Genomic DNA, 19,114 nt, shown 5'->3' with positions numbered 1-19,114 from the left:
CGATCATCCCGCAGTCGGGTCCTGGACAGCCTTTCTCACCCTGGAGGGGGAGGGTATCCCCCCACCGCCGTCCGGGTCGGCACGGCGCGCCGACGCCGTCGAACCCCGTACCACCAACTCGGGATGGAAGACGAACTCGCTCCGCAGCGGCGCCCGCGAGGACTCCTGCGGGCTCTCCTGCGGGCCGGCGCCGACCTCCTCCAGCAAGGCCCGCACCGCCGCCTGCCCCATGGCCTGCACCGGCTGCCGGATCGTGGTCAGCGGCGGGTCGGTGAACGCGATCAGCGGGGAGTCGTCGTACCCCACCACCGAGACGTCGTCGGGCACCTCCAGGCCGCGCTGGCGGGCGGCCCGGATCGCGCCGAGCGCCATCATGTCGCTGGCGCAGACCACCGCGGTGCAGCCGCGCTCCAGCAGCGAACCGGCCGCCGCCTGCCCGCCTTCCAGGGTGTAGAGGGAGTGCTGCACCAGCTCCTCGGCCGCGTCCGGGCCCATGCCGAGCTGCTCGCGCATGGCGCGCAGGAAGCCCTCGATCTTCCGCTGTACGGGCACGAAGCGGCGCGGGCCGACCGCGAGGCCGATGCGCTCGTGGCCGAGGGCCGCGAGATGGGTGACCGCGAGGGAGATCGCCACCCCGTCGTCCGGCGAGATGAACGGCGCCTGGACTTTGTCCGAGTAGCCGTTGATCAGGACGAACGGCACGCCCTGGCCGCGCAGCGCCTCGTACCGGCTCATGTCCGCCGTGGTGTCGGCGTGCAGTCCGGAGACGAAGATGATCCCGGCCACGCCGCGGTCCACCAGCATCTCGGTCAGCTCGTCCTCGGTCGAGCCGCCCGGCGTCTGCGTGGCGAGCACCGGGGTGTATCCCTGGCGGGTCAGGGCCTGGCCGATGACCTGCGCGAACGCCGGGAAGATCGGGTTCTCCAGCTCGGGCGTGATCAGCCCGACCAGTCCGGCGCTGCGCTGCCGCAGGCGCACCGGGCGCTCGTAGCCCAGGACGTCCAGTGCGGCGAGTACGGACTGGCGGGTGGTGGCGGAGACGCCGGGTTTGCCGTTGAGCACCCGGCTGACGGTGGCCTCGCTGACACCCGCCTGTGCTGCGATGTCAGCCAGGCGCGCGGTCATGGAAGGCGACCTTACCGGTCGGGATGCGGCTTGCCCACCACGCGCAGGATTCGCCGGGCAGGCGCACCCGGCCCTCTCCGGCGCGGACCGGCGCGCTGGCGAGCAGCAGTTCGCCCTCGGCCGACACCTCCAGCGGCCGGGTGCGGGTGTTCAGCACGCACAGGAACCCGTGCCTGCGCAGCGCCAGTACCCCCTCCGGTGCGTCCAGCCAGGTCATCGTGGAGTCCCCGAGGCCGGGCAGGGCGCGGCGCCAGGCGAGCGCCGAGCGGTACAGCTCCAGGGTGGAGCCGGGGGTGCCGGTCTGCGCCTCGACGCTCAGCTCCGCCCAGCTCGCCGGCTGCGGCAGCCAGCTCCCGCCGGGCCCGAAGCCGTACGGCGGTGCGGTGCCGGACCAGGGGAGCGGTACCCGGCAGCCGTCGCGGAAGCCGTCCTGGCCGTCACCGCGGAAGAACGCCGGGTCCTGGCGGACCGCGTCGGGCAGTTCGGTGACCTCCGGCAGCCCCAGCTCCTCGCCCTGGTAGAGGTAGGCGGAGCCGGGGAGCGCCAGCATGAGGAGGGTGGCGGCGCGGGCCCGGTCCCGGCTGCCGAGCCGGGTGGCGTGGCGGACCACGTCGTGGTTGGAGAGCACCCAGGTCGTGGGCGCGCCGACCAGCGCGGTGGCGGCCAGCGAGTCGTCGATGACGGTGCGGAGCGCCGTGGCGTCCCACGCCGCTTGCAGGAAGTGGAAGTTGAACGCCTGGTGCAGCTCGTCGGGGCGTACGTAGCGGGCCAGCCGGCGGGCGTCGGGGGCCCAGGCCTCGGCGACGCCGATCCGCTCGGCCGGGAGTACCCCGGGCCGGAGGCCGCGCGAGTAGGCGTCCAGCAGTCGGCGCCAGTGGCGGTGGATCTCGTGCACGCCGTCCTGGTCGAAGAAGGGCAGCACGTCGGTGCCGATGAGGCGGGCCTGCTGCCGGCGGCCGACGTCGGGCAGCCCCGCCGCCTTGACCATGCCGTGCGCGACGTCGATGCGGAAGCCGTCGACGCCGCGGTCCAGCCAGAACCGCAGGATCGCGTCGAACTCCGCGCGTACCTCGGTGCGCTCCCAGTCCAGGTCGGGCTGTTCGGGCGCGAAGAGGTGGAGGTACCAGTCGCCGCGCTCGGTGCGGGTCCAGGCCGGGCCGCCGAAGACCGACTCCCAGTCGTTGGGCGGCAGCTCGCCGTGGCTGCCGCGGCCCGGCCGGAAGATGTACCGCTCGCGGGCCAGGTCCGGGTCGCGGAACCACGGGTGCTGGTCGGAGGTGTGGTTCGGGACGATGTCGACGATGACGCGCAGGCCCAGTCCGTGGGCGGTGTCCAGGAAGTCCTGGGCGTCGTCGAGGGTGCCGAACAGCGGGTCGACGGCGCGGTGCTCGGTGACGTCGTATCCGCCGTCGGCCTGCGGTGACGCGTAGAACGGCGTCAGCCAGACCGCGTCGGCACCCAGCTCCTTCAGGTACGGCAGGCGGGCGCGGGCGCCGGGCAGGTCCCCGATGCCGTCACCGTCACCGTCCCCGAAGGAGCGTACGTAGATCTGGTAGATGACGGCGTCGCGCCACCAGCCCGTGCCGGGGCGGTCGGGGGCCGGCGGCGCGGCGGGCGAGGGAAAGGTCAGCTCATCGGTCATCGGCCGTCCTTCGGTCGATCGGGCTACGGAAAGATCAACGCCCCGGCGGGCCCGGGGGTGACGGCCCGAGGTAACCGGGCTGCAACATCTTCCGGTGTACTTGCAGAAATTTGCCGCAAGCTCTTTCGGTTTCTTTTCGCCGCTGTTACGTTCCTGACGCCCTCTCGGGCGTTTCCCTGCGTATCTCGTGCGTATCTCGGCCCTTTTCAGAAGGAGTTCACATGCGACGACGTGGCATAGCGGCCACCGCGCTGGTCGCGGGTCTGGCACTGACGGCGACCGCGTGCGGCGGCGACGGCGGTGGCGACCAGAAGAGCGGGGGTGAGCTGTCGGGCACCGTCACCTTCTGGGACACCTCCAACGACGCGGAGAAGGCGACGTACAAGGAGCTCGCCGAGGGCTTCGAGCGCGAGCACCCCAAGGTCGACGTCAAGTACGTGAACGTGCCCTTCGGCGAGGCCAACGCCAAGTTCAAGAACGCGGCCGGCGGCAACTCCGGGGCCCCCGACGTGATGCGCACCGAGGTCGCCTGGGTCGCCGACTTCGCCAACCTCGGCTACCTCGCGCCGCTGGACAACACCCCGGCGCTGGACAAGAACGAGGACTACGTGGAGCAGGCGGCGGGCAGCACCCGCTTCAAGGGCAAGACCTACGCCGCGCCCCAGGTCATGGACACCCTCGGCCTCTTCTACAACAAGAAGCTGCTCGAGGAGGCGGGCGTCGAGGTCCCGAAGACCTTCGACGAGCTGAAGGACGCCGCCAAGAAGATCAAGTCGAAGACCGGGGCGACCGCGCTCTACCTGCGCGGCGACGACCCGTACTGGTTCCTGCCCTACCTCTACGGCGAGGGCGGCGACATGGTCGAGGCGAAGGGCAAGAAGGTCCTCATCGACGACCCCGAGGGCGTCCGGGCCTTTGCGACGATCAAGGACCTGGTGGACTCCAAGGCCGCCGTCACCGACGCCACCGACGGCCAGGAGAACCAGCTCAAGGCCCTCAAGGACGGCGACGTCGCGATGGCGATCGACGGGCCGTGGGACATCGAGGGCGCGCTGGCCGGCAAGGAGTTCAAGGACAAGGGCAACCTCGGCGTCGCGCCCGTGCCCGGCGGCAGCAAGGCCCAGGGCTCCCCGCAGGGCGGCTGGAACCTCTCCGTCTACGCCGGGTCCGGCAACCTCGACGCCTCCTACGAGTTCGTGAAGTACATGAGCTCCGCGAAGGTCCAGCAGAAGACCACCGAGAAGCTGAGCCTGCTGCCGACCCGCAAGTCGGTCTACGAGGTGCCGTCCGTCAAGGACAACGAGATGGTGAAGTTCTTCCGGCCCGCCGTCGAGAAGGCCGTCGAGCGCCCCTGGATCGCCGAGGGCAACTCCCTCTTCGAGCCGATCAAGGTCCAGATGAACAAGGTCCTGACCGGCAGCGCCACCCCCGACCAGGCTGCCAAGGCCACCGGTGACGCCTACCGGAAGCTGCTCAAGGACTACAAGTGACCACGCTCGCCCCTCCGAAGAGCCAGGAACGGGCGGCGCGCACCGCGCCGCCCGGCCGGGTGCGCCGGGCCCTGAGCACCCACTGGTACGCCTGGACCATGGTCGCCCCGGTGGTGCTCGTCATCGCGGTCATCATCGGCTACCCGCTGGTCCGCGGCCTGTACCTGTCGCTCACCGACGCCACCGAGGCCAACGTCGCCCGCGACATCGGCATGAACCACATCCCCGCCACGTACACGTTCGTCGGCCTCGACAACTACACGGCGGTGCTGAGCGACGGCGTCTTCTGGAGCCGGCTGGGCTGGACCGTGGTGTGGACCGTCGCCTGCGTCGGGATCACCTTCGCGCTCGGGCTCACCCTCGCCAACCTCCTCAACCGCAAGATGAAGGGCCGGACCTTCTACCGCCTCGCGCTGATCCTGCCCTGGGCGATCCCGGCCTTCATCTCCGTCTTCACCTGGCGGCTGCTCTACAACGAGAAGCACGGTCTCCTCAACAAGCTCCTCCAGGGCGGCGGCATCGACGCGATCCCGTGGCTCAACGACCCGACCTGGGCCAAGCTCTCCGTCATCGTCGTCAACGTCTGGCTGGGCGTGCCCTTCATGCTCGTCGCGCTGCTCGGCGGACTCCAGTCCATCCCCGGCGAGCTGTACGAGGCCGCCGAGATGGACGGTGCCAACGCCTGGCAGCGGTTCCGCAACATCACCGTGCCGTCCCTGCGGTCCGTCTCCAGCACGGTGATCCTGCTCAGCACGATCTGGACCTTCAACATGTTCCCGGTGATCTTCCTGCTGACGCGCGGCGGGCCCGGCGACGCCACCGAGATCCTCGTGACGTACGCCTACCGGCTCTCCTTCGTCGACAGCCCGCGCAACTTCTCCTCCTCCGCCGCCTGGGGCGTACTCATCCTGCTGATGCTCTCGGCCGTCGCGGTGGTCTACCGGCGGGCGCTGCGCAAGCAGGGAGAGGTGTGGTGACGATGCGCGACAAGAAGCGGAGCCCGCTGGCCTCCACCGGCCTGCACGCCACCCTCATCATCGCCGCCGTGGTCGCGGTCTTCCCGCCGCTGTGGCTGCTGGTGACCTCCTTCAAGCCGAAGAACGACGCCTTCACCACCGCGCCGGTCACCGACTTCACCTTCGCCAACTACACCCACGTCCTGGCCGAGACCTCGTTCCTGACCTGGTTCGGGAACTCCGTGGTGATCGTCGGCGTGACCACCGTGCTCGGCGTCTTCCTCGCCGCCACCACCGGCTACGCCGTCAGCCGCTTCCGCTTCCCGGGCATGCGCCCGCTGATGTGGCTGCTGCTGATCACCCAGATGTTCCCGGTCGCGGTGCTGATCGTCCCCCTCTACAACCTGATGGCGGGGCTCGGCCTGCTCAACCAGCCCACCGGCCTGGTCATCACCTACCTGACCATCGCCGTGCCGTTCTGCGCCTGGATGATGAAGGGCTTCTTCGACACCATCCCGGTGGAGATCGACGAGTCGGGCCGGGTCGACGGGCTCAACCCCTTCGGCACCTTCTGGCGGCTCGTCCTGCCGCTGGCCCGCCCCGGGCTCGCCGTCACCGGCTTCTACACCTTCGTCACGGCCTGGGCCGAGGTCGCCTACGCGTCGGCCTTCATGACCGGTGAGGAGAACCTCACCCTCGCCGGCGGCCTGCAGACCTTCGTCAGCCAGTACAACAACGACTGGGGCTCGATGACCGCCGCGGCCGTGATCGTCGCCGTGCCCGCGGCCGCCGTCTTCGCCTTCGCCCAGCGCCATCTCGTATCCGGCCTGACCGCCGGCACGACCAAGGGATGACATGAACCAGAACTCCACCACCCCTGCCACCGGCTGGTGGCGCGACGCGGTGATCTACCAGGTGTACCCGCGCAGCTTCGCCGACGGCAACGGCGACGGCATGGGCGACCTGGCCGGCATCCGCGGCCGCCTGCCCTACCTCAAGGAGCTGGGCGTCGACGCCGTCTGGCTCAGCCCCTTCTACGCCTCGCCGCAGGCCGACGCGGGCTACGACGTCGCCGACTACCGCGCCATCGACCCGATGTTCGGCACCCTCGACGACGCCGAGGCCGTGATCCGCGAGGCCCACCGCCTCGGCCTGCGGATCATCGTCGACATCGTCCCCAACCACTGCTCCGACCAGCACGAATGGTTCCGCCGCGCGGTGGCCGAAGGCCCCGGCTCGACGCTCCGGGACCGCTTCCACTTCCGCAAGGGCCGCGGCGAGAACGGCGAGGAGCCGCCCAACGACTGGGAGTCCATCTTCGGCGGCCCGGCCTGGACCCGGCTCCCGGACGGCGAGTGGTACCTCCACCTCTTCGCCCCCGAGCAGCCCGACTTCAACTGGGACCACCCCGCCGTACGCGACGAGTTCCGCTCCATCCTGCGCTTCTGGCTGGACCTCGGCGTCGACGGCTTCCGCGTCGACGTGGCGCACGGCCTGGTCAAGGCCGCCGGGCTGCCCGACATGGGCCACGGCGAACAGCTCAAGCTGCTCGGCAGCCAGGTACTGCCCTTCTTCGACCAGGACGGCGTGCACGAGATCTACCGCTCCTGGCGGCAGGTCCTGGAGGAGTACGCGGGGGAGCGGATCGCGGTCGCCGAGGCCTGGACGCCCAGCGCCGACCGCACCGCGCTCTACCTGCGCCCCGACGAGCTGCACCAGGCGTTCAACTTCCACTACCTGAACACCGGCTGGGACGCGGCGGCGCTCCGCGAGGCCATCGACGCCTCCCTGGACGCCATGCGGCCGGTCGGCGCGCCCACCACCTGGGTGCTCTCCAACCACGACGTGGTCCGGCACCGCACCCGGCTCGGCGGCGGCCTGCCGCGCGCCCGCGCCGCCGCCCTGCTGATGCTCGCGCTGCCCGGCTCCGCCTACGTCTACCAGGGCGAGGAACTGGGCCTGCCGGAGGTCACGGACCTGCCCGACGAGGTACGCCAGGACCCCTCCTTCTTCAAGGAGAACGGGCAGGACGGCCTGCGGGACGGCTGCCGGGTACCGCTGCCCTGGTCCGGTACGGAGGCGCCGTACGGCTTCGGGACCGGCGGCAGCTGGCTGCCGCAGCCGGCCGCGTGGGCGGAGCTGAGCGTCGCGGCGCAGACCGGCGACCCGGACTCCACGCTGGAGCTGTACCGCACCGCGCTCGCGGTCCGCCGGGAGCACCCGGCGCTCGGCGCCGGCGAGTCGGTGGAGTGGCGGCCCGCGCCCGACGGCGTGCTCCACTTCCGCCGTGCGGGCGGCTTCACCTGCGCGGTGAACACCACGGCGGAGCCCGTACGGATCACCGTCCCCGGCCGCCCCCTGCTGTCCAGCGGCACGCTGCCGCAGCAGCTCCCGGGCAGCCCCGGCACGTACGAGCTGGCCGCTGACACGGCCGTATGGTGGGCGGAGTGACACTGCCTCCGAGGCTCTCGGACATCGCGGCACAGGCCGACGTCAGTGAGGCCACCGTGAGCCGGGTGCTCAACGGGCGGACCGGGGTGGCCGGGGCCACCCGGCAGCGGGTGCTGGCCGCGCTGGACGTGCTCGGGTACGAGCGTCCGGTGCGGCTGCGGCGCCGCAGTGCGGGGCTGGTCGGGCTGGTCATCCCGGAGCTGACCAACCCGATCTTCCCGGCGTTCGCGCAGATCATCGAGCAGGCGCTGGCCGGGCACGGCTACACGCCCGTGCTCTGCACGCAGATGCCGGGTGGCGCCACGGAGGACGAGCTGGTCGAGCAGCTGGAGGCGCGGGGCGTCACCGGCATCGTGTTCCTGTCCGGGCTGCACGCGGACACCGGCGCCGATCCGTCCCGCTACACCCGGCTCACCGCGCGCGGCGTGCCGTACGTCCTGATCAACGGCTACAACGAGCACGTACACGCGCCGTTCGTCTCGCCCGACGACCGGGCCGCCGCGCGGATGGCCGTCACCCATCTCGCCGCGCTGGGGCACACGCGGATCGGGCTGGCCGTCGGCCCGTCCCGGTACGTGCCGTCCCGGCGCAAGGCGGAGGGGTTCACCGCGGTCATGGGTGAGCTGTTCGGCCTGCGCCGGGGAGAGGCCGAACGGCTCGTCCAGCACACGCTGTTCAGCGTCGAGGGCGGGCACGCGGCGGCGGCCGCGCTGCTGGAGGCCGGCTGCACGGGGGTGGTGTGCGGCAGCGATCTGATGGCGCTGGGCGTCGTACGGGCCGCCCGGCAGCGCGGGCTCGCCGTGCCGGGGCAGCTGTCGGTGGTCGGCTTCGACGACTCGCAGCTCATCGCCTTCGCCGACCCGCCGCTGACCACCGTGCGCCAGCCGGTACAGGCGATGGCGACGGCCGCGGTCGGCGCGCTGATCGAGGAGATCCAGGGGAATCCCGTGCAGCGCACGGAGTTCGTCTTCCAGCCTGAGCTGGTGGTACGGGGTTCGACGGGGCCGGTCCCGGGGGGACCGGTCCGGCCGGCCGGGCGCGTGGGACCCGCGTGACGGCGGGTCCCCGGCCGGCCGGACCGGAGTGTTGCCCGGTGAAGTTAACACCGTTGCAATAGCTTGCGAAAGGTCTTGCAACAACGGATTGCGGCGGCTACAACTGCATCAGCCTTACGGGCATGGCGCGTTGCCGGGCAAGGCTTCCGTTCTCCCCCTCAGGAGGAACCATGCCCCACCGCAGTTCTCCGGTCCGCCGCAGATCCCTGGCCCGCGGCTGTGCGGCCGCGGCCCTCGCCCTCACCGCGGCGGCCCTCGCCGTCCCCGCCCAGGCGGCCCCGCCCGGCGCGAAGGACGTCACCGCCGAACTCTTCGAATGGCGCTACGACTCCGTGGCACGCGAGTGCACGGACACCCTCGGCCCGGCCGGATACGGCTACGTCGAGGTCTCCCCGGCCACCGAGCACATCCAGGGCGGCCAGTGGTGGACCTCGTACCAGCCGGTCAGCTACCGGATCGCCGGCCGGCTCGGCGACCGCACGGCCTTCAAGAACATGATCGACACCTGCCACGCGGCCGGCGTGAAGGTCGTCGCGGACGCGGTCATCAACCACATGTCCGCCGGGTCCGGCACCGGCACCGGCGGCTCGTCGTACTCCAAGTACACCTACCCGGGCATCTACCAGCCGCAGGACATGGACGACTGCACCGCGCAGATCAGCAACTACCAGGACCGCTACAACGTCCAGCACTGCGAGCTGGTGGGCCTGGCGGACCTGGACACCGGCGAGCCCTACGTCCGCTCCCGCATCGCGCAGTACCTGAACGACCTGCTCTCGCTCGGCGTGGACGGCTTCCGCATCGACGCCGCCAAGCACATGCCCGCGGCGGACCTCGCCGCGATCAAGGGACGGCTGAGCAAGCCGGACGTGTACTGGAAGCAGGAAGCCATCTACGGGGCGGGCGAGGCGGTCTCGCCGACCGAGTACCTGAACACCGGTGACGTCCAGGAGTTCCGCTACGGCCGCGACCTCAAGCGCGTCTTCCAGAACGAGAAGCTCGCGTACCTGAAGAACTTCGGCGAGGGCTGGGGCTACATGGCGAGCGGGAAGTCCGGCGTCTTCGTCGACAACTGGGACACCGAGCGCAACGGCTCCACGCTCAGCTACAAGAACGGCGCGGACTACACCCTCGCCAACGTCTTCATGCTGGCCTGGCCGTACGGCTCCCCGGACGTCCACTCCGGCTACGAGTTCTCCGACCACGACGCCGGCCCGCCCAACGGCGGCACCGTGCACGCCTGCTGGCAGGACGGCTGGAAGTGCCAGCACAAGTGGCCCGAGATCAAGTCCATGGTGGCCTTCCGCAACACCGCGGCCGGCGCCCCCGTCAGCAACTGGTGGGACAACGGCAACGACGCGATCGCCTTCGGGCGGGGCGACAAGGCGTACGTCGCGATCAACCACGAGGGGTCGAGCCTGAACCGTACGTTCCAGAGCTCACTGCCCGGCGGGAACTACTGCGACGTCCAGAGCGGCCGGACCGTCACGGTCGACGGCTCGGGCCGGTTCACCGCGACCCTCGCCCCGAACACCGCCCTCGCCCTGCACACCGGCGCCCGCAGCTGCGGCTGACCCGCCGCGCGTCAGGCCCTCCGATCCGGCCGCCCGGCGACCTCCCCGCCTGCCGGGCGGCCCTTCACCCCACCGAGGAGAATCCGCCGTGACCGGCACCCTCCGCCGAACCGTCACCGCGCTCGCCGCGGCGCTCTGCGCCGCGGCGGCCGCCGCGCTGCCCGGCGCCCCGCCCGCACAGGCGGCCCCGCCGCCCTATCCCGCCAAGGCCGAGGCCCAGTGGATCGACCGGGACACCGTCGTCTGGAAGGGCGCGCCCGACCCGGCCGGCGGCACCCTCCAGCTCGAATCCGGCCCCGACGGCGACCGGCGGCTGCGCCTGGCCCCCGGCACCCTCACTCCCGCCGAGCGGGCCAAGTACCCGCACCTGAAGGACTTCCCCGCCTTCACCGTCGACCCCCGCGACCAGGCGCAGGCCGCCACCGCGCTGCGCGACCGCCTCGTCGCCACCCGCCGGGCCGCCGACGGCAGCCTGCGCGAGACCACCGGCGTGCAGATACCGGGCGTGCTGGACGACCTGTACGGCGCCGCCGCCTCCCGCACCCGGCTCGGCCCGGTCTTCGACCGCGGCCGCCCCACCCTCTCCGTCTGGGCACCCACCGCGCGCACCGTCGCCCTCGAACTCGACGGCCGTACCGTGCCGATGACCCGCGACGACCGGACCGGCGTGTGGCAGGTGACCGGCGCCCGGGGCTGGACCGGCAAGCCGTACCGCTACGCCGTCACCGTCTTCGCGCCCGCCGCGGGGAAGACCGTCACCAACAAGGTCACCGACCCGTACTCCACCGGGCTCACCGCCGACTCCGAGCACAGCCTCGTCACCGACCTCACGGACCCGAAGCTGGCCCCCAGGGGCTGGGACCGGCTGAAGAAGCCCGCCGCCGTGCCGCTGCGCGACGCCCGCATCCAGGAGCTGCACATCCGCGACTTCTCGGTCGCGGACCGCACCTCGAAGCACCCGGGCCGGTACCTCGCCTTCACCGACCGGTCCTCCGACGGCATGAAGCACCTGCGTACCCTCGCCCGCACCGGCACCAGCCACGTCCACCTGCTGCCCGCCTTCGACCTCGGCACCGTCCCCGAGCGGCGCGCCGACCAGGCCGTACCCGACTGCGACCTGGCTTCCTTCCCGCCGGACTCCGAGAAGCAGCAGGAGTGCGTCGCGAAGACCGCCGCCAAGGACGCGTACAACTGGGGCTACGACCCGCTGCACTACACCGTGCCCGAAGGCTCGTACGCCTCCGACCCGGACGGCACGGCGCGCACCGTCGAGTTCCGCCGCATGGTGCAGGGTCTGAACGGCGCCGGACTGCGCACCGTCATGGACGTCGTCTACAACCACACCGTGGCGAGCGGCCAGGACCCGAAGTCCGTCCTGGACCGCATCGTCCCCGGCTACTACCACCGGCTGCTGGACGACGGCACCGTCGCCACCTCCACCTGCTGCGCCAACACCGCGCCCGAACACACCATGATGGGCAAGCTCGTCGTCGACTCGATCGTCACCTGGGCGAAGGAGTACAAGGTCGACGGCTTCCGCTTCGACCTGATGGGCCACCATCCGAAGGCCGGCATCCTCGCCGTCCGCAAGGCCCTGGACGCACTGACCGTGCGCAAGGACGGGGTGGACGGCAAGTCGGTCGTCCTCTACGGCGAGGGCTGGAACTTCGGCGAGGTCGCGAACGACGCCCGCTTCGTGCAGGCCACCCAGAAGAACATGGCCGGGACCGGCATCGCCACCTTCGACGACCGCGCCCGCGACGCCGTACGCGGCGGCGGCCCCTTCGACGCCGACCCGCGCGTCCAGGGCTTCGCCTCCGGCCTCTGGACCGACCCCAACTCCTCGCCCGCCAACGGCACCCGGGACGAGCAGAAGGACCGGCTGCTGCACTACCAGGACCTCATCAAGGTCGGGCTGACCGGCGGCCTCGCCGACTACACCTTCACCGACAGCGCCGGCCGTACCGTCAAGGGCTCCCAGGTCGACTACAACGGCGCACCCGCCGGATACGCCGCGGCGCCCGGTGACGCCCTCGCCTACGCCGACGCACACGACAACGAGACCCTCTACGACGCCCTCGCCTTCAAGCTCCCGCAGGGCACGAAGGCCGCCGACCGGGCCCGTATGCAGGTGCTCGCCCTGGCCACCGCCACCCTCTCCCAGGGCCCGGCGCTCTCCCAGGCCGGCACCGACCTGCTCCGCTCGAAGTCCCTGGACCGCAACTCCTTCGACAGCGGCGACTGGTTCAACGCGCTGCACTGGAACTGCGCCGTCGGCAACGGCTTCGGGCGCGGCCTGCCGCCCGCCGCCGACAACAAGGACAAGTGGCCCTACGCCCGGCCGCTGCTCGGCGACCCCGCACTGCGCCCCGGCTGTGCCGAGATCACGGCGGCCTCCGCCGCGTACCGGGACCTCACCCGCATCCGCGCCACCGAGCCGGACTTCGGCCTGGCCACCACCGACGAGGTGCAGCGGGCACTGTCCTTCCCGCTGTCCGGCCCCGGCGAGACGCCCGGAGTGATCACCATGCGGCTCGGCCGGCTGGTCGTGGTCCTCAACGCCACCCCCGAGCGGCAGGAGCAGACCGTACGGGCCGTGGCCGGGGCGCCGTACACCCTGCATCCGGTGCAGGCACGCGGCGCCGACCCGGTCGTGCGCGCCTCCGCGTACGACGGGCGGACCGGTACCTTCACCGTGCCGGGCCGTACGGTCGCGGTCTTCACCCGCGGCTGACCCGGTCCGCGGCTCCGGCTCAGCCCCGCTTGCCCGTCCGTTCCCCCGGTGCACGCATCGCGGGAACGGACGGGAACATGCCGTGGACGTCCGGCTGGCACAGCATCAGCGCCAGGTCGTCCCGGAGCGGCGCCGCGGTGTGCGCCGTCACCAGGGCGTGCAGCGCGTCGAGCGCGTCGTCGAGCGTGGGGAGGGTCAGCGCCTCGTGGACCCGCTCGTCCAGCGGGAAGGGCTCAGCGTGCGCGTCGAGCGCCTCGGTGAGCCCGTCGGTGTAGAGCAGCAGCCGCTCGTTGGCGGCGAGCCGGACGCGCTGCCGGTGCTGGTCCGGCCCTAAGCCGAGCGGCAGCCCGGCCTCGACGGGGGACAGCGGCTCCAGCCTCTCCCCGACCCGCAGCGGCGGCGGATGCCCGCAGTTCACCAGCCGCACCTCGCCCGGCGCGAATTCGGCGAGCACCGCCGTCACGAATCCCTCCGCGTCCAGCTCGGCGGTGAGCCGGTCGTCCAGGATGCCGGTCAGCGTGACCAGGTCGGGTGTGGTGAAGGCGTGGTCGCGGAAGCAGCCGATGGTGATCGCCGCGAGCCGCGCCGCCTCCAGGTCGTGGCCGCGCACGTCACCGATCAGCACCCGCAGGCCGTACGGGGAGCGGGCGACGTTCAGGAGGTCGCCGCCGATCTGGACGTACTCCGCCGCGGGGAAGTAGCGCGCGGCGATGCTGACGCCGCCCAGGTCGCCGGAGAGGGGCCGCAGCAACGCCTGCTGGGCGCTCTGCGCGACGCCGAGCAGAGCGGTGTCGTGGGTGCCGGAGGCGGGCGGGGGCGAGGGCCGGTCCGGGCCGGCGGCGGCCCGGCGGGAGAACCATGAGCGCCGCACGGCGAGCACGCCGCAGCAGACGCCGGAGGCGAAGCCGCAGCCGTACCCGAGCAGCGCGCCCATGATCCCCATGCCGGTCAACCCACGTCTCTCCCACGCCACGGCGGTGGGATGGCCACTCTGGCAGCGCGGCGGAGAGCGGCGAAAGGGAATGCAAGAAGCTGGTGGGAGTCGATCGCCCAGCGGTCGGATGTGTCGTGGGATGACGCGCAGACGGTCGGTTCCGGAGGCCGGGGCGCACCTCGTGTGACCTGCGGACAAACTGGGCGGATCACTGGTGAGCGGGCGCCGGCGCCCGCGTCCGGAAGATCGGCGAGGAGCGGACGTGAACGGCACTTTCATCGGGCGCGCCGTCGAACTGGCGGTACTGGACCAGGCGCTGGGCGAGCACCGCCTGGTCACCCTCACCGGCGTCGGCGGCGTGGGCAAGACCCGCCTCGCGGCCCGCGCGGCACACGCCCGGCGCACCGGCCACCCCGACGGCGTCCACTTCGTCGAGCTGTCACCGCTCCAGGACCCGGCGCTGCTCGCCGTCACCATCGCCGAGACGCTGCGGCTGGCCGACCGGACGACCCGGCACCAGACCGACGTGCTCTGCGAATGGCTCGCCGACAAGGACCTGCTGCTCGTCCTGGACACCTGCGAGCACCTCCTCGCGGCCTGCGGCGAACTGGCCGAGCTGATGCTCGCCGCCGCGCCGGGCCTGACCGTGCTCGCCACCAGCCGCCAGCCGCTGGGCCGGGACGCGGAACACGTCCTGCCGATGCGGCCGCTCTCACTGCCCGCGCCCGGCAGCGCCGATCCCGGCACGAGCGACGCCCTCGCCCTGCTGCGGGACCGCGCCGAAGCGGCCGCCCCCGGACAGCGGCTCACCGAGCGGTACGCGGCGGAGTCCGCCGAGCTCTGCCACCGCCTGGACGGCATCCCGCTCGCCATCGAACTGGCCGCCGCCCGGCTCGGCAGCCTCACCGTGCCCGGCCTGCTGGCCCGGCTGCACGCCCGCTTCGAGGTACTGAGCACCGAAACCGGCAGCCGTACGCCGCGGCGCCACCGCACCCTGCGCACCACCATCGGCTGGAGCCACGAGCTGTGCGAGCCGCTGGAACGCCTGCTGTGGGCCCGGCTGTCCGTCTTCCGCGGCGGCTGGTCCCTGGAGGCCGCGCGGGAGGTCTGCGCCGGCGGCCCGCTGCCCGGAAGCCGGGTCGAGTCCGTCCTGCGGGGCCTCGCCGAGAAGTCCGTCGTGCAGTGCGAGCGGTCCGGGGAGCCGCCGCGGTACCGCATGCTCGACACCCTCCGTGAGTACGGCGCCCAGTGGCTCGCCGAACTGGGCGAGACCACCGTCCTGGGGGACCGGCACGCCGCGTACTTCCGTGCCCTCGCCAAGGCCGGTGACGCCGCCTGCATGGGCGCTGACCAGGTCGCGTGGCACCGGCGCCTGCACACCGAGCACGCCAACCTCCGCGCGGCACTGGACTTCCTCGTGGCGCGCCGCGACGGCCGGGCCGCGCTGGAGACGGCGGGCGCACTGTGGTTCTTCTGGTTCGGGTGCGGCCGCCAGCGCGAGGGCCGCGGCCACCTCAGCCGCGCCCTGGAGCTGGTACCGGAGGACTGCCCGGAGCGTACGAAGGGGCTGTGGAGCCACGGCACCCTCGCACTGATCCAGGGCGACCTGGACGTCGCCGCTGCGGCCGGGCGGCAGTTCGCCGAGGCCGTGGCCGGGCAGGACGACCCCGACGTCCGGCATGCCGTGACCTACCTCGTCGGCGGCACCCACTGCCTCAAGGGCGACCAGCGGAGCGCGTACGAGGTGCTGGACGCGGCCCCGGACGACCCGGGCGACGGCCGCGGTTACCCCGCGGCCTGGCTGCTCACCCGGCTGCTGCGGCACTTCGTCCAGCTGCAGTGCGGACAGTTCGCCGAGGCGGCGGCGGACGCGGCGGTGACCCGCGCGGAGTGCGAGCGCCGCGGCGAGCTGTGGGTGCGCTGCTTCGCCGGGTACATGCAGGCCACCGCCGAACTGGGGCTGGTCGACCTCGGGTCGGCGCTGGCGCACGGCCGCGAGGCGCTGGCGGGGATGCGGTTCCTGCAGGACAGTCTGTGCACGGCGATGATCCTGGACGTGCTGGCCGCCGTGCTCGGCGCGGCGGACCGCGGGGTGGCGGGGGCCCGGCTGCTCGGCGTCGCGGACGCGGTCTGGCTCACCGTCGGCCGCCGCCAGTTCGGCGCCCCTGAGCTGAGCGCCGCGCGCGCCGACTGCGAACGGCGGCTGCGTGCGCAGCTCGGCGACGCCGGGTACGAGAAGGAGTTCCGGCGGGGTCTCGCGGCCGACGCGGAGGACGGCATCGCGTACGCGCTGGGCGAGCCGGCGCTGCTGGCGGCGGAGGGCTGACCGCGGATCCCGGCACACCCGGGGCCGGGCCGTGCTCAGGCGTCGCTCGGCACCAGTGCGAACAGCCGGGCCGCCAGGTCGGCGAACGGCCCGTCGATCGGCTCGGCGGCGAGGATCGCCCGCAGCGTGTCCGCCATCTCCTCGTCGTACGCGGCGCTCACCGCGGCCAGCGCGGCGAAGTCGTGCACCAGCTGCCGTTCCAGCTCCTCGCGCGGGATGCGCTTGCCGTCCAGCCACTGCAGCGCGGTGGACTCCGCCAGCGAGATCCAGGAGCGGATGACCAGTTCCATGCGCGGCGCCGGGGCCGCCAGGCCCAGGTGGTCGACGATCTGCTCGTACGCGGACTGCCGGACGCCGTTGATCATCGCGCTGGTGCGGCTGGAGCCGACCGCCGGGCCGCCGCGCATCAGCGCGGAGAAGCCGGGGCCGTGCTCGTCGACGAAGTCGAAGAAGCGGCCCATCACCCGCAGCAGCCGCTCGCCCAGCGGCCCTTCGCGCGGCTCGACGAAGCGCGTCGCCAGCTCGTCGGCGGCCCGGCCCAGCGCCGCTTCGTACAGGCTCTGCTTGCCGGGGAAGTAGTGGTAGACCAGCGGCCGCGAGATGCCCGCGGCCTCGGCTATCTCGTCGATGGACACATCCTCCGGGGCGCGGTGGCTGAAGAGGCCAAGAGCCACGGAGATCAGCTGTTCACGGCGTTCCTCGACACCCATCCTGCGGCGCACCCCGGTCGTCATACGAACACCCTAACGACCGGGGTGCGGCAGCGGTATGCCACCGACGGTGACCGGCCGGACGCGCACCGGTTCCGGCTAGAGGTCCAGCACCAGCCGTTCTCCGCGGCACCGCGAGACGCAGATGAGCATCTGGTCGTCGCGTTCGGCGTCGGTCAGCAGCTCGTCGCGGTGGTCGATGTCGCCTTCGACCACGTTCTGCAGACAGGTTCCGCAGAATCCCTGCTCACAGCTGTACGGCAGGTCCGGCAGCGCCTGTTCGCGGAGGGCCCGCAGGATGCTCTGGTCACCGGCCACCGACACCGTACGGCCGGTGCGCCGCAGCTCGACCTCGAAGGCGCCGCCCGCGGTGCCGCCCGGCCCGGCCGCCGGTGCGAACGCCTCGGTGTGCAGCTCCAGTCCGTCCGGCAGCAGGGCGGCGACCGCGTCCATCAGGGGCTGCGGGCCGCAGCAGTAGACGGCGGAGTGCGGCGGCGCGTCGGCCAGCGCGGCGGCCAGGTCCGGCCGCCCGTCCTCGTCCTCGGCGACGACCGTCACCCGGTCCGCGTTCGCCCCCGCCAGCTTCTCGATCTCGGCCAGGAACGGCATCGAGGCGCGCGTCCGCCCGCCGTAGAGCAGCCGCCACGGCACGCCCTCGCGCTCCGCCTGGCGCAGCATCGGCAGGATCGGCGTGATACCGATGCCGCCCGCGATGAAGAGGTAGGCGTGGCACTCGTCCAGCCGGAAGCGGTTGCGCGGCCCGCGCACCTCCACGACCGTGCCCTCCTGGAGCTGCTCGTGCACCTCGCGCGAGCCGCCCCGGCCGTCCTCGACGAGCCGGACGGCGACGGTGTACGTACCGCCGTCGGCGACGTCACCGCAGAGCGAGTACTGCCGCACCGCGCCCGAAGGCAGCACGAGGTCGATGTGCGCGCCCGGCTCCCAGCCCGGCAGCCGCTCGCCCTCCAGGCGCAGCCGTACGACGCCTTCGGCCTCCTCGGCGCGCTCGACGACGAGGAGTTCGCGGCGCCCGCCGCCGGGACGCCCGGTACCGGATATCGGCTCCTCCAGGGCCGGCATCGGCCAGAGCGGGGAGTCCTTGACCCGGCGGCGCAGGGCCCGGCCGACGAGCAGGGCGGCGCCGGTGGCCACCACCAGGGTGCGGACGCGGCGGGAGCGGAGGATGGCGGTCATGTCAGGCGGCTCCGGGGGAGGTACGGGCTTCCGCCGCCGTCGCGGCGGGGGAGGCGGCGAGGTAGGCGGCGGCCTGTGCGGTGCTGCCGTACTGCGAGGGGTGGTACGCGCGGTGCAGGTACTGGGGGATCGTGCGGACCACGGCGCCGGTGGTCGGCAGGACGCCCTGCCGCCCGGCGCGGAAGAACTCCTTGAAGGAGGCCTTGCCCTCCAGCAGCGTCGGGTCGTTGGCCATGAAGAAGCGCACGCCGCGCTGCCACAGGAAGACCAGCGCGGCGAAGGCGGTGGCCCAGGTGCGGGTGCGGCGCCGGTAGCCGCCGTCGAGGTGCATGAAGAGGTCGAAGGCGACCGAGCGGTGCTCGACCTCCTCGGCGCCGTGCCAGCGCAGCAGGTCCAGCATGGTCGCGTCGGCGCCCTTGGCGTCCAGCGCCTCGGCGTTGAGCACCCAGTCGCCGAGGAACGCGGTGTAGTGCTCGATCGCCGCGATCAGCGCGACCCGCTCCAGCAGCCACCACTGCCGGGCCCGGCCCGGCGGCAGGGTGCGGTCGCCGAGCAGTTTCTCGAAGAGCCAGTCGACCTGCGCGGTGTACGGCGCGGGGTCCAGGCCCTGCTTCTTCAGGTGCGGCAGCACGTCGTCGTGCGCCTGCGAGTGCATCGCCTCCTGGCCGATGAACCCGATGACGTCGGCGCGCAGCCGTTCGTCCCGGATGTACGGCAGCACCTGCTTGTAGACGTGCACGAACCAGCGCTCGCCGGCCGGCAGCAGGAGGTGCAGCACGTTGATGGTGTGCGTGGTGGACGGGTCGCCCGGGACCCAGTGCAGGGGCGTTGCGGCCCAGTCGAAAGCGACGTTGCGGGCCTTGAGCGGGATGTGTTCCGACGCGACCGGCGCGGGCCGCAACGAGGCCTTGTTAGACATGGCG

At 72.4% G+C, this 19,114-nt stretch carries 13 protein-coding genes and 1 pseudogene; 8 read left to right on the top strand and 6 right to left on the bottom strand.

Features of this window, described 5'->3' with window-relative positions:
• Positions 1–3: 3 nt before the first annotated feature.
• Together AAC944_RS11620 and AAC944_RS11615 are read right to left on the bottom strand one after the other, a co-directional pair.
• Positions 4–1,125 carry a LacI family DNA-binding transcriptional regulator gene (locus AAC944_RS11620; protein ID WP_051871954.1) on the bottom strand — a complete coding sequence of 374 codons (1,122 nt, stop codon included), beginning with the start codon at positions 1,123–1,125 and terminating at the stop codon, positions 4–6.
• On the bottom strand, positions 1,106–2,767 hold the full coding sequence (locus AAC944_RS11615; protein ID WP_051871953.1) for a glycoside hydrolase family 13 protein: 1,662 nt from the start codon (positions 2,765–2,767) through the stop codon (positions 1,106–1,108). The genes AAC944_RS11620 and AAC944_RS11615 overlap by 20 nt, the downstream gene beginning before the upstream one ends.
• Before the next feature lie 221 nt (positions 2,768–2,988).
• On the opposite strand from AAC944_RS11615, the gene AAC944_RS11610 reads away from it, so the two are divergent.
• The 7 genes and pseudogenes from AAC944_RS11610 to pulA all read left to right on the top strand — a co-directional run bounded on the left by AAC944_RS11610 (position 2,989) and on the right by pulA (position 13,027).
• Positions 2,989–4,257, top strand: a complete 1,269-nt coding sequence (locus AAC944_RS11610; protein WP_030617799.1) for an extracellular solute-binding protein — start codon at positions 2,989–2,991, stop codon at positions 4,255–4,257.
• 98 nt (positions 4,258–4,355) lie between these two features.
• Positions 4,356–5,234, top strand: coding sequence for a carbohydrate ABC transporter permease (locus AAC944_RS11605; protein WP_051871989.1), 879 nt, complete (start codon positions 4,356–4,358; stop codon positions 5,232–5,234).
• Positions 5,235–5,236: 2 nt separating this feature from the next.
• Positions 5,237–6,067, top strand: a complete 831-nt coding sequence (locus tag AAC944_RS11600; RefSeq protein WP_196943118.1) for a sugar ABC transporter permease — start codon at positions 5,237–5,239, stop codon at positions 6,065–6,067.
• Between the two features lies 1 nt (position 6,068).
• On the top strand, positions 6,069–7,664 hold the full coding sequence (locus tag AAC944_RS11595) for a glycoside hydrolase family 13 protein (RefSeq protein WP_030617792.1): 1,596 nt from the start codon (positions 6,069–6,071) through the stop codon (positions 7,662–7,664).
• Positions 7,649–8,719: a LacI family DNA-binding transcriptional regulator gene (locus AAC944_RS11590; protein WP_030617789.1), complete on the top strand. Its 1,071-nt coding sequence runs from the start codon at positions 7,649–7,651 to the stop codon at positions 8,717–8,719. Before AAC944_RS11595 ends, AAC944_RS11590 begins: the two co-directional genes overlap by 16 nt.
• Before the next feature lie 170 nt (positions 8,720–8,889).
• Positions 8,890–10,287: pseudogene (locus AAC944_RS11585) on the top strand (alpha-amylase); the annotation flags it as partial.
• Positions 10,288–10,381: 94 nt separating this feature from the next.
• Positions 10,382–13,027: a pullulanase-type alpha-1,6-glucosidase gene (gene pulA / locus AAC944_RS11580; RefSeq protein ID WP_078888687.1), complete on the top strand. Its 2,646-nt coding sequence runs from the start codon at positions 10,382–10,384 to the stop codon at positions 13,025–13,027.
• Between the two features lie 19 nt (positions 13,028–13,046).
• Here pulA and AAC944_RS11575 read toward each other — a convergent pair whose 3' ends face one another.
• Positions 13,047–13,970, bottom strand: coding sequence for a PP2C family protein-serine/threonine phosphatase (locus AAC944_RS11575; RefSeq protein WP_368397262.1), 924 nt, complete (start codon positions 13,968–13,970; stop codon positions 13,047–13,049).
• A gap of 253 nt (positions 13,971–14,223) precedes the next feature.
• Here AAC944_RS11575 and AAC944_RS11570 point away from each other — a divergent pair, with 253 nt between their 5' ends.
• Complete coding sequence (locus AAC944_RS11570) at positions 14,224–16,287, top strand: ATP-binding protein (protein ID WP_030617779.1); 2,064 nt, start codon at positions 14,224–14,226, stop codon at positions 16,285–16,287.
• A gap of 35 nt (positions 16,288–16,322) precedes the next feature.
• On the opposite strand, the gene AAC944_RS11565 is transcribed toward AAC944_RS11570, so the two are convergent.
• The 3 genes from AAC944_RS11565 to AAC944_RS11555 form a co-directional block, all read right to left on the bottom strand.
• The gene (locus tag AAC944_RS11565; RefSeq protein ID WP_030617777.1) at positions 16,323–17,021 is read right to left on the bottom strand and encodes a TetR/AcrR family transcriptional regulator; all 699 of its coding nucleotides are present in this window, start codon (positions 17,019–17,021) and stop codon (positions 16,323–16,325) included.
• 75 nt (positions 17,022–17,096) lie between these two features.
• Complete coding sequence (locus tag AAC944_RS11560) at positions 17,097–18,191, bottom strand: PDR/VanB family oxidoreductase (protein ID WP_030617774.1); 1,095 nt, start codon at positions 18,189–18,191, stop codon at positions 17,097–17,099.
• A 1-nt stretch (position 18,192) separates the two neighbouring features.
• Complete coding sequence (locus tag AAC944_RS11555) at positions 18,193–19,110, bottom strand: metal-dependent hydrolase (RefSeq protein WP_030617771.1); 918 nt, start codon at positions 19,108–19,110, stop codon at positions 18,193–18,195.
• Positions 19,111–19,114: the final 4 nt, after the last annotated feature.

This window comes from Streptomyces sclerotialus, assembly GCF_040907265.1.
Taxonomy (GTDB): domain Bacteria; phylum Actinomycetota; class Actinomycetes; order Streptomycetales; family Streptomycetaceae; genus Streptomyces; species Streptomyces sclerotialus.
This window is presented reverse-complemented; position numbering and strand designations above follow the sequence as displayed.

What these genes read in the sequence shown, in the direction of transcription:
- AAC944_RS11620 (WP_051871954.1), bottom strand. Translation starts at nt 1,125, where the DNA reads ATGACCGCGCGCCTGGCTGACATCGCAGCACAGGCGGGTGTCAGCGAG.
- AAC944_RS11615 (WP_051871953.1), bottom strand. Translation starts at nt 2,767, where the DNA reads ATGACCGATGAGCTGACCTTTCCCTCGCCCGCCGCGCCGCCGGCCCCC.
- AAC944_RS11610 (WP_030617799.1), top strand. Translation starts at nt 2,989, where the DNA reads ATGCGACGACGTGGCATAGCGGCCACCGCGCTGGTCGCGGGTCTGGCA.
- AAC944_RS11605 (WP_051871989.1), top strand. Translation starts at nt 4,356, where the DNA reads ATGGTCGCCCCGGTGGTGCTCGTCATCGCGGTCATCATCGGCTACCCG.
- AAC944_RS11600 (WP_196943118.1), top strand. Translation starts at nt 5,237, where the DNA reads ATGCGCGACAAGAAGCGGAGCCCGCTGGCCTCCACCGGCCTGCACGCC.
- AAC944_RS11595 (WP_030617792.1), top strand. Translation starts at nt 6,069, where the DNA reads ATGAACCAGAACTCCACCACCCCTGCCACCGGCTGGTGGCGCGACGCG.
- AAC944_RS11590 (WP_030617789.1), top strand. Translation starts at nt 7,649, where the DNA reads ATGGTGGGCGGAGTGACACTGCCTCCGAGGCTCTCGGACATCGCGGCA.
- AAC944_RS11575 (WP_368397262.1), bottom strand. Translation starts at nt 13,970, where the DNA reads ATGGGGATCATGGGCGCGCTGCTCGGGTACGGCTGCGGCTTCGCCTCC.
- AAC944_RS11565 (WP_030617777.1), bottom strand. Translation starts at nt 17,021, where the DNA reads ATGACGACCGGGGTGCGCCGCAGGATGGGTGTCGAGGAACGCCGTGAA.
- AAC944_RS11560 (WP_030617774.1), bottom strand. Translation starts at nt 18,191, where the DNA reads ATGACCGCCATCCTCCGCTCCCGCCGCGTCCGCACCCTGGTGGTGGCC.
- AAC944_RS11555 (WP_030617771.1), bottom strand. Translation starts at nt 19,110, where the DNA reads ATGTCTAACAAGGCCTCGTTGCGGCCCGCGCCGGTCGCGTCGGAACAC.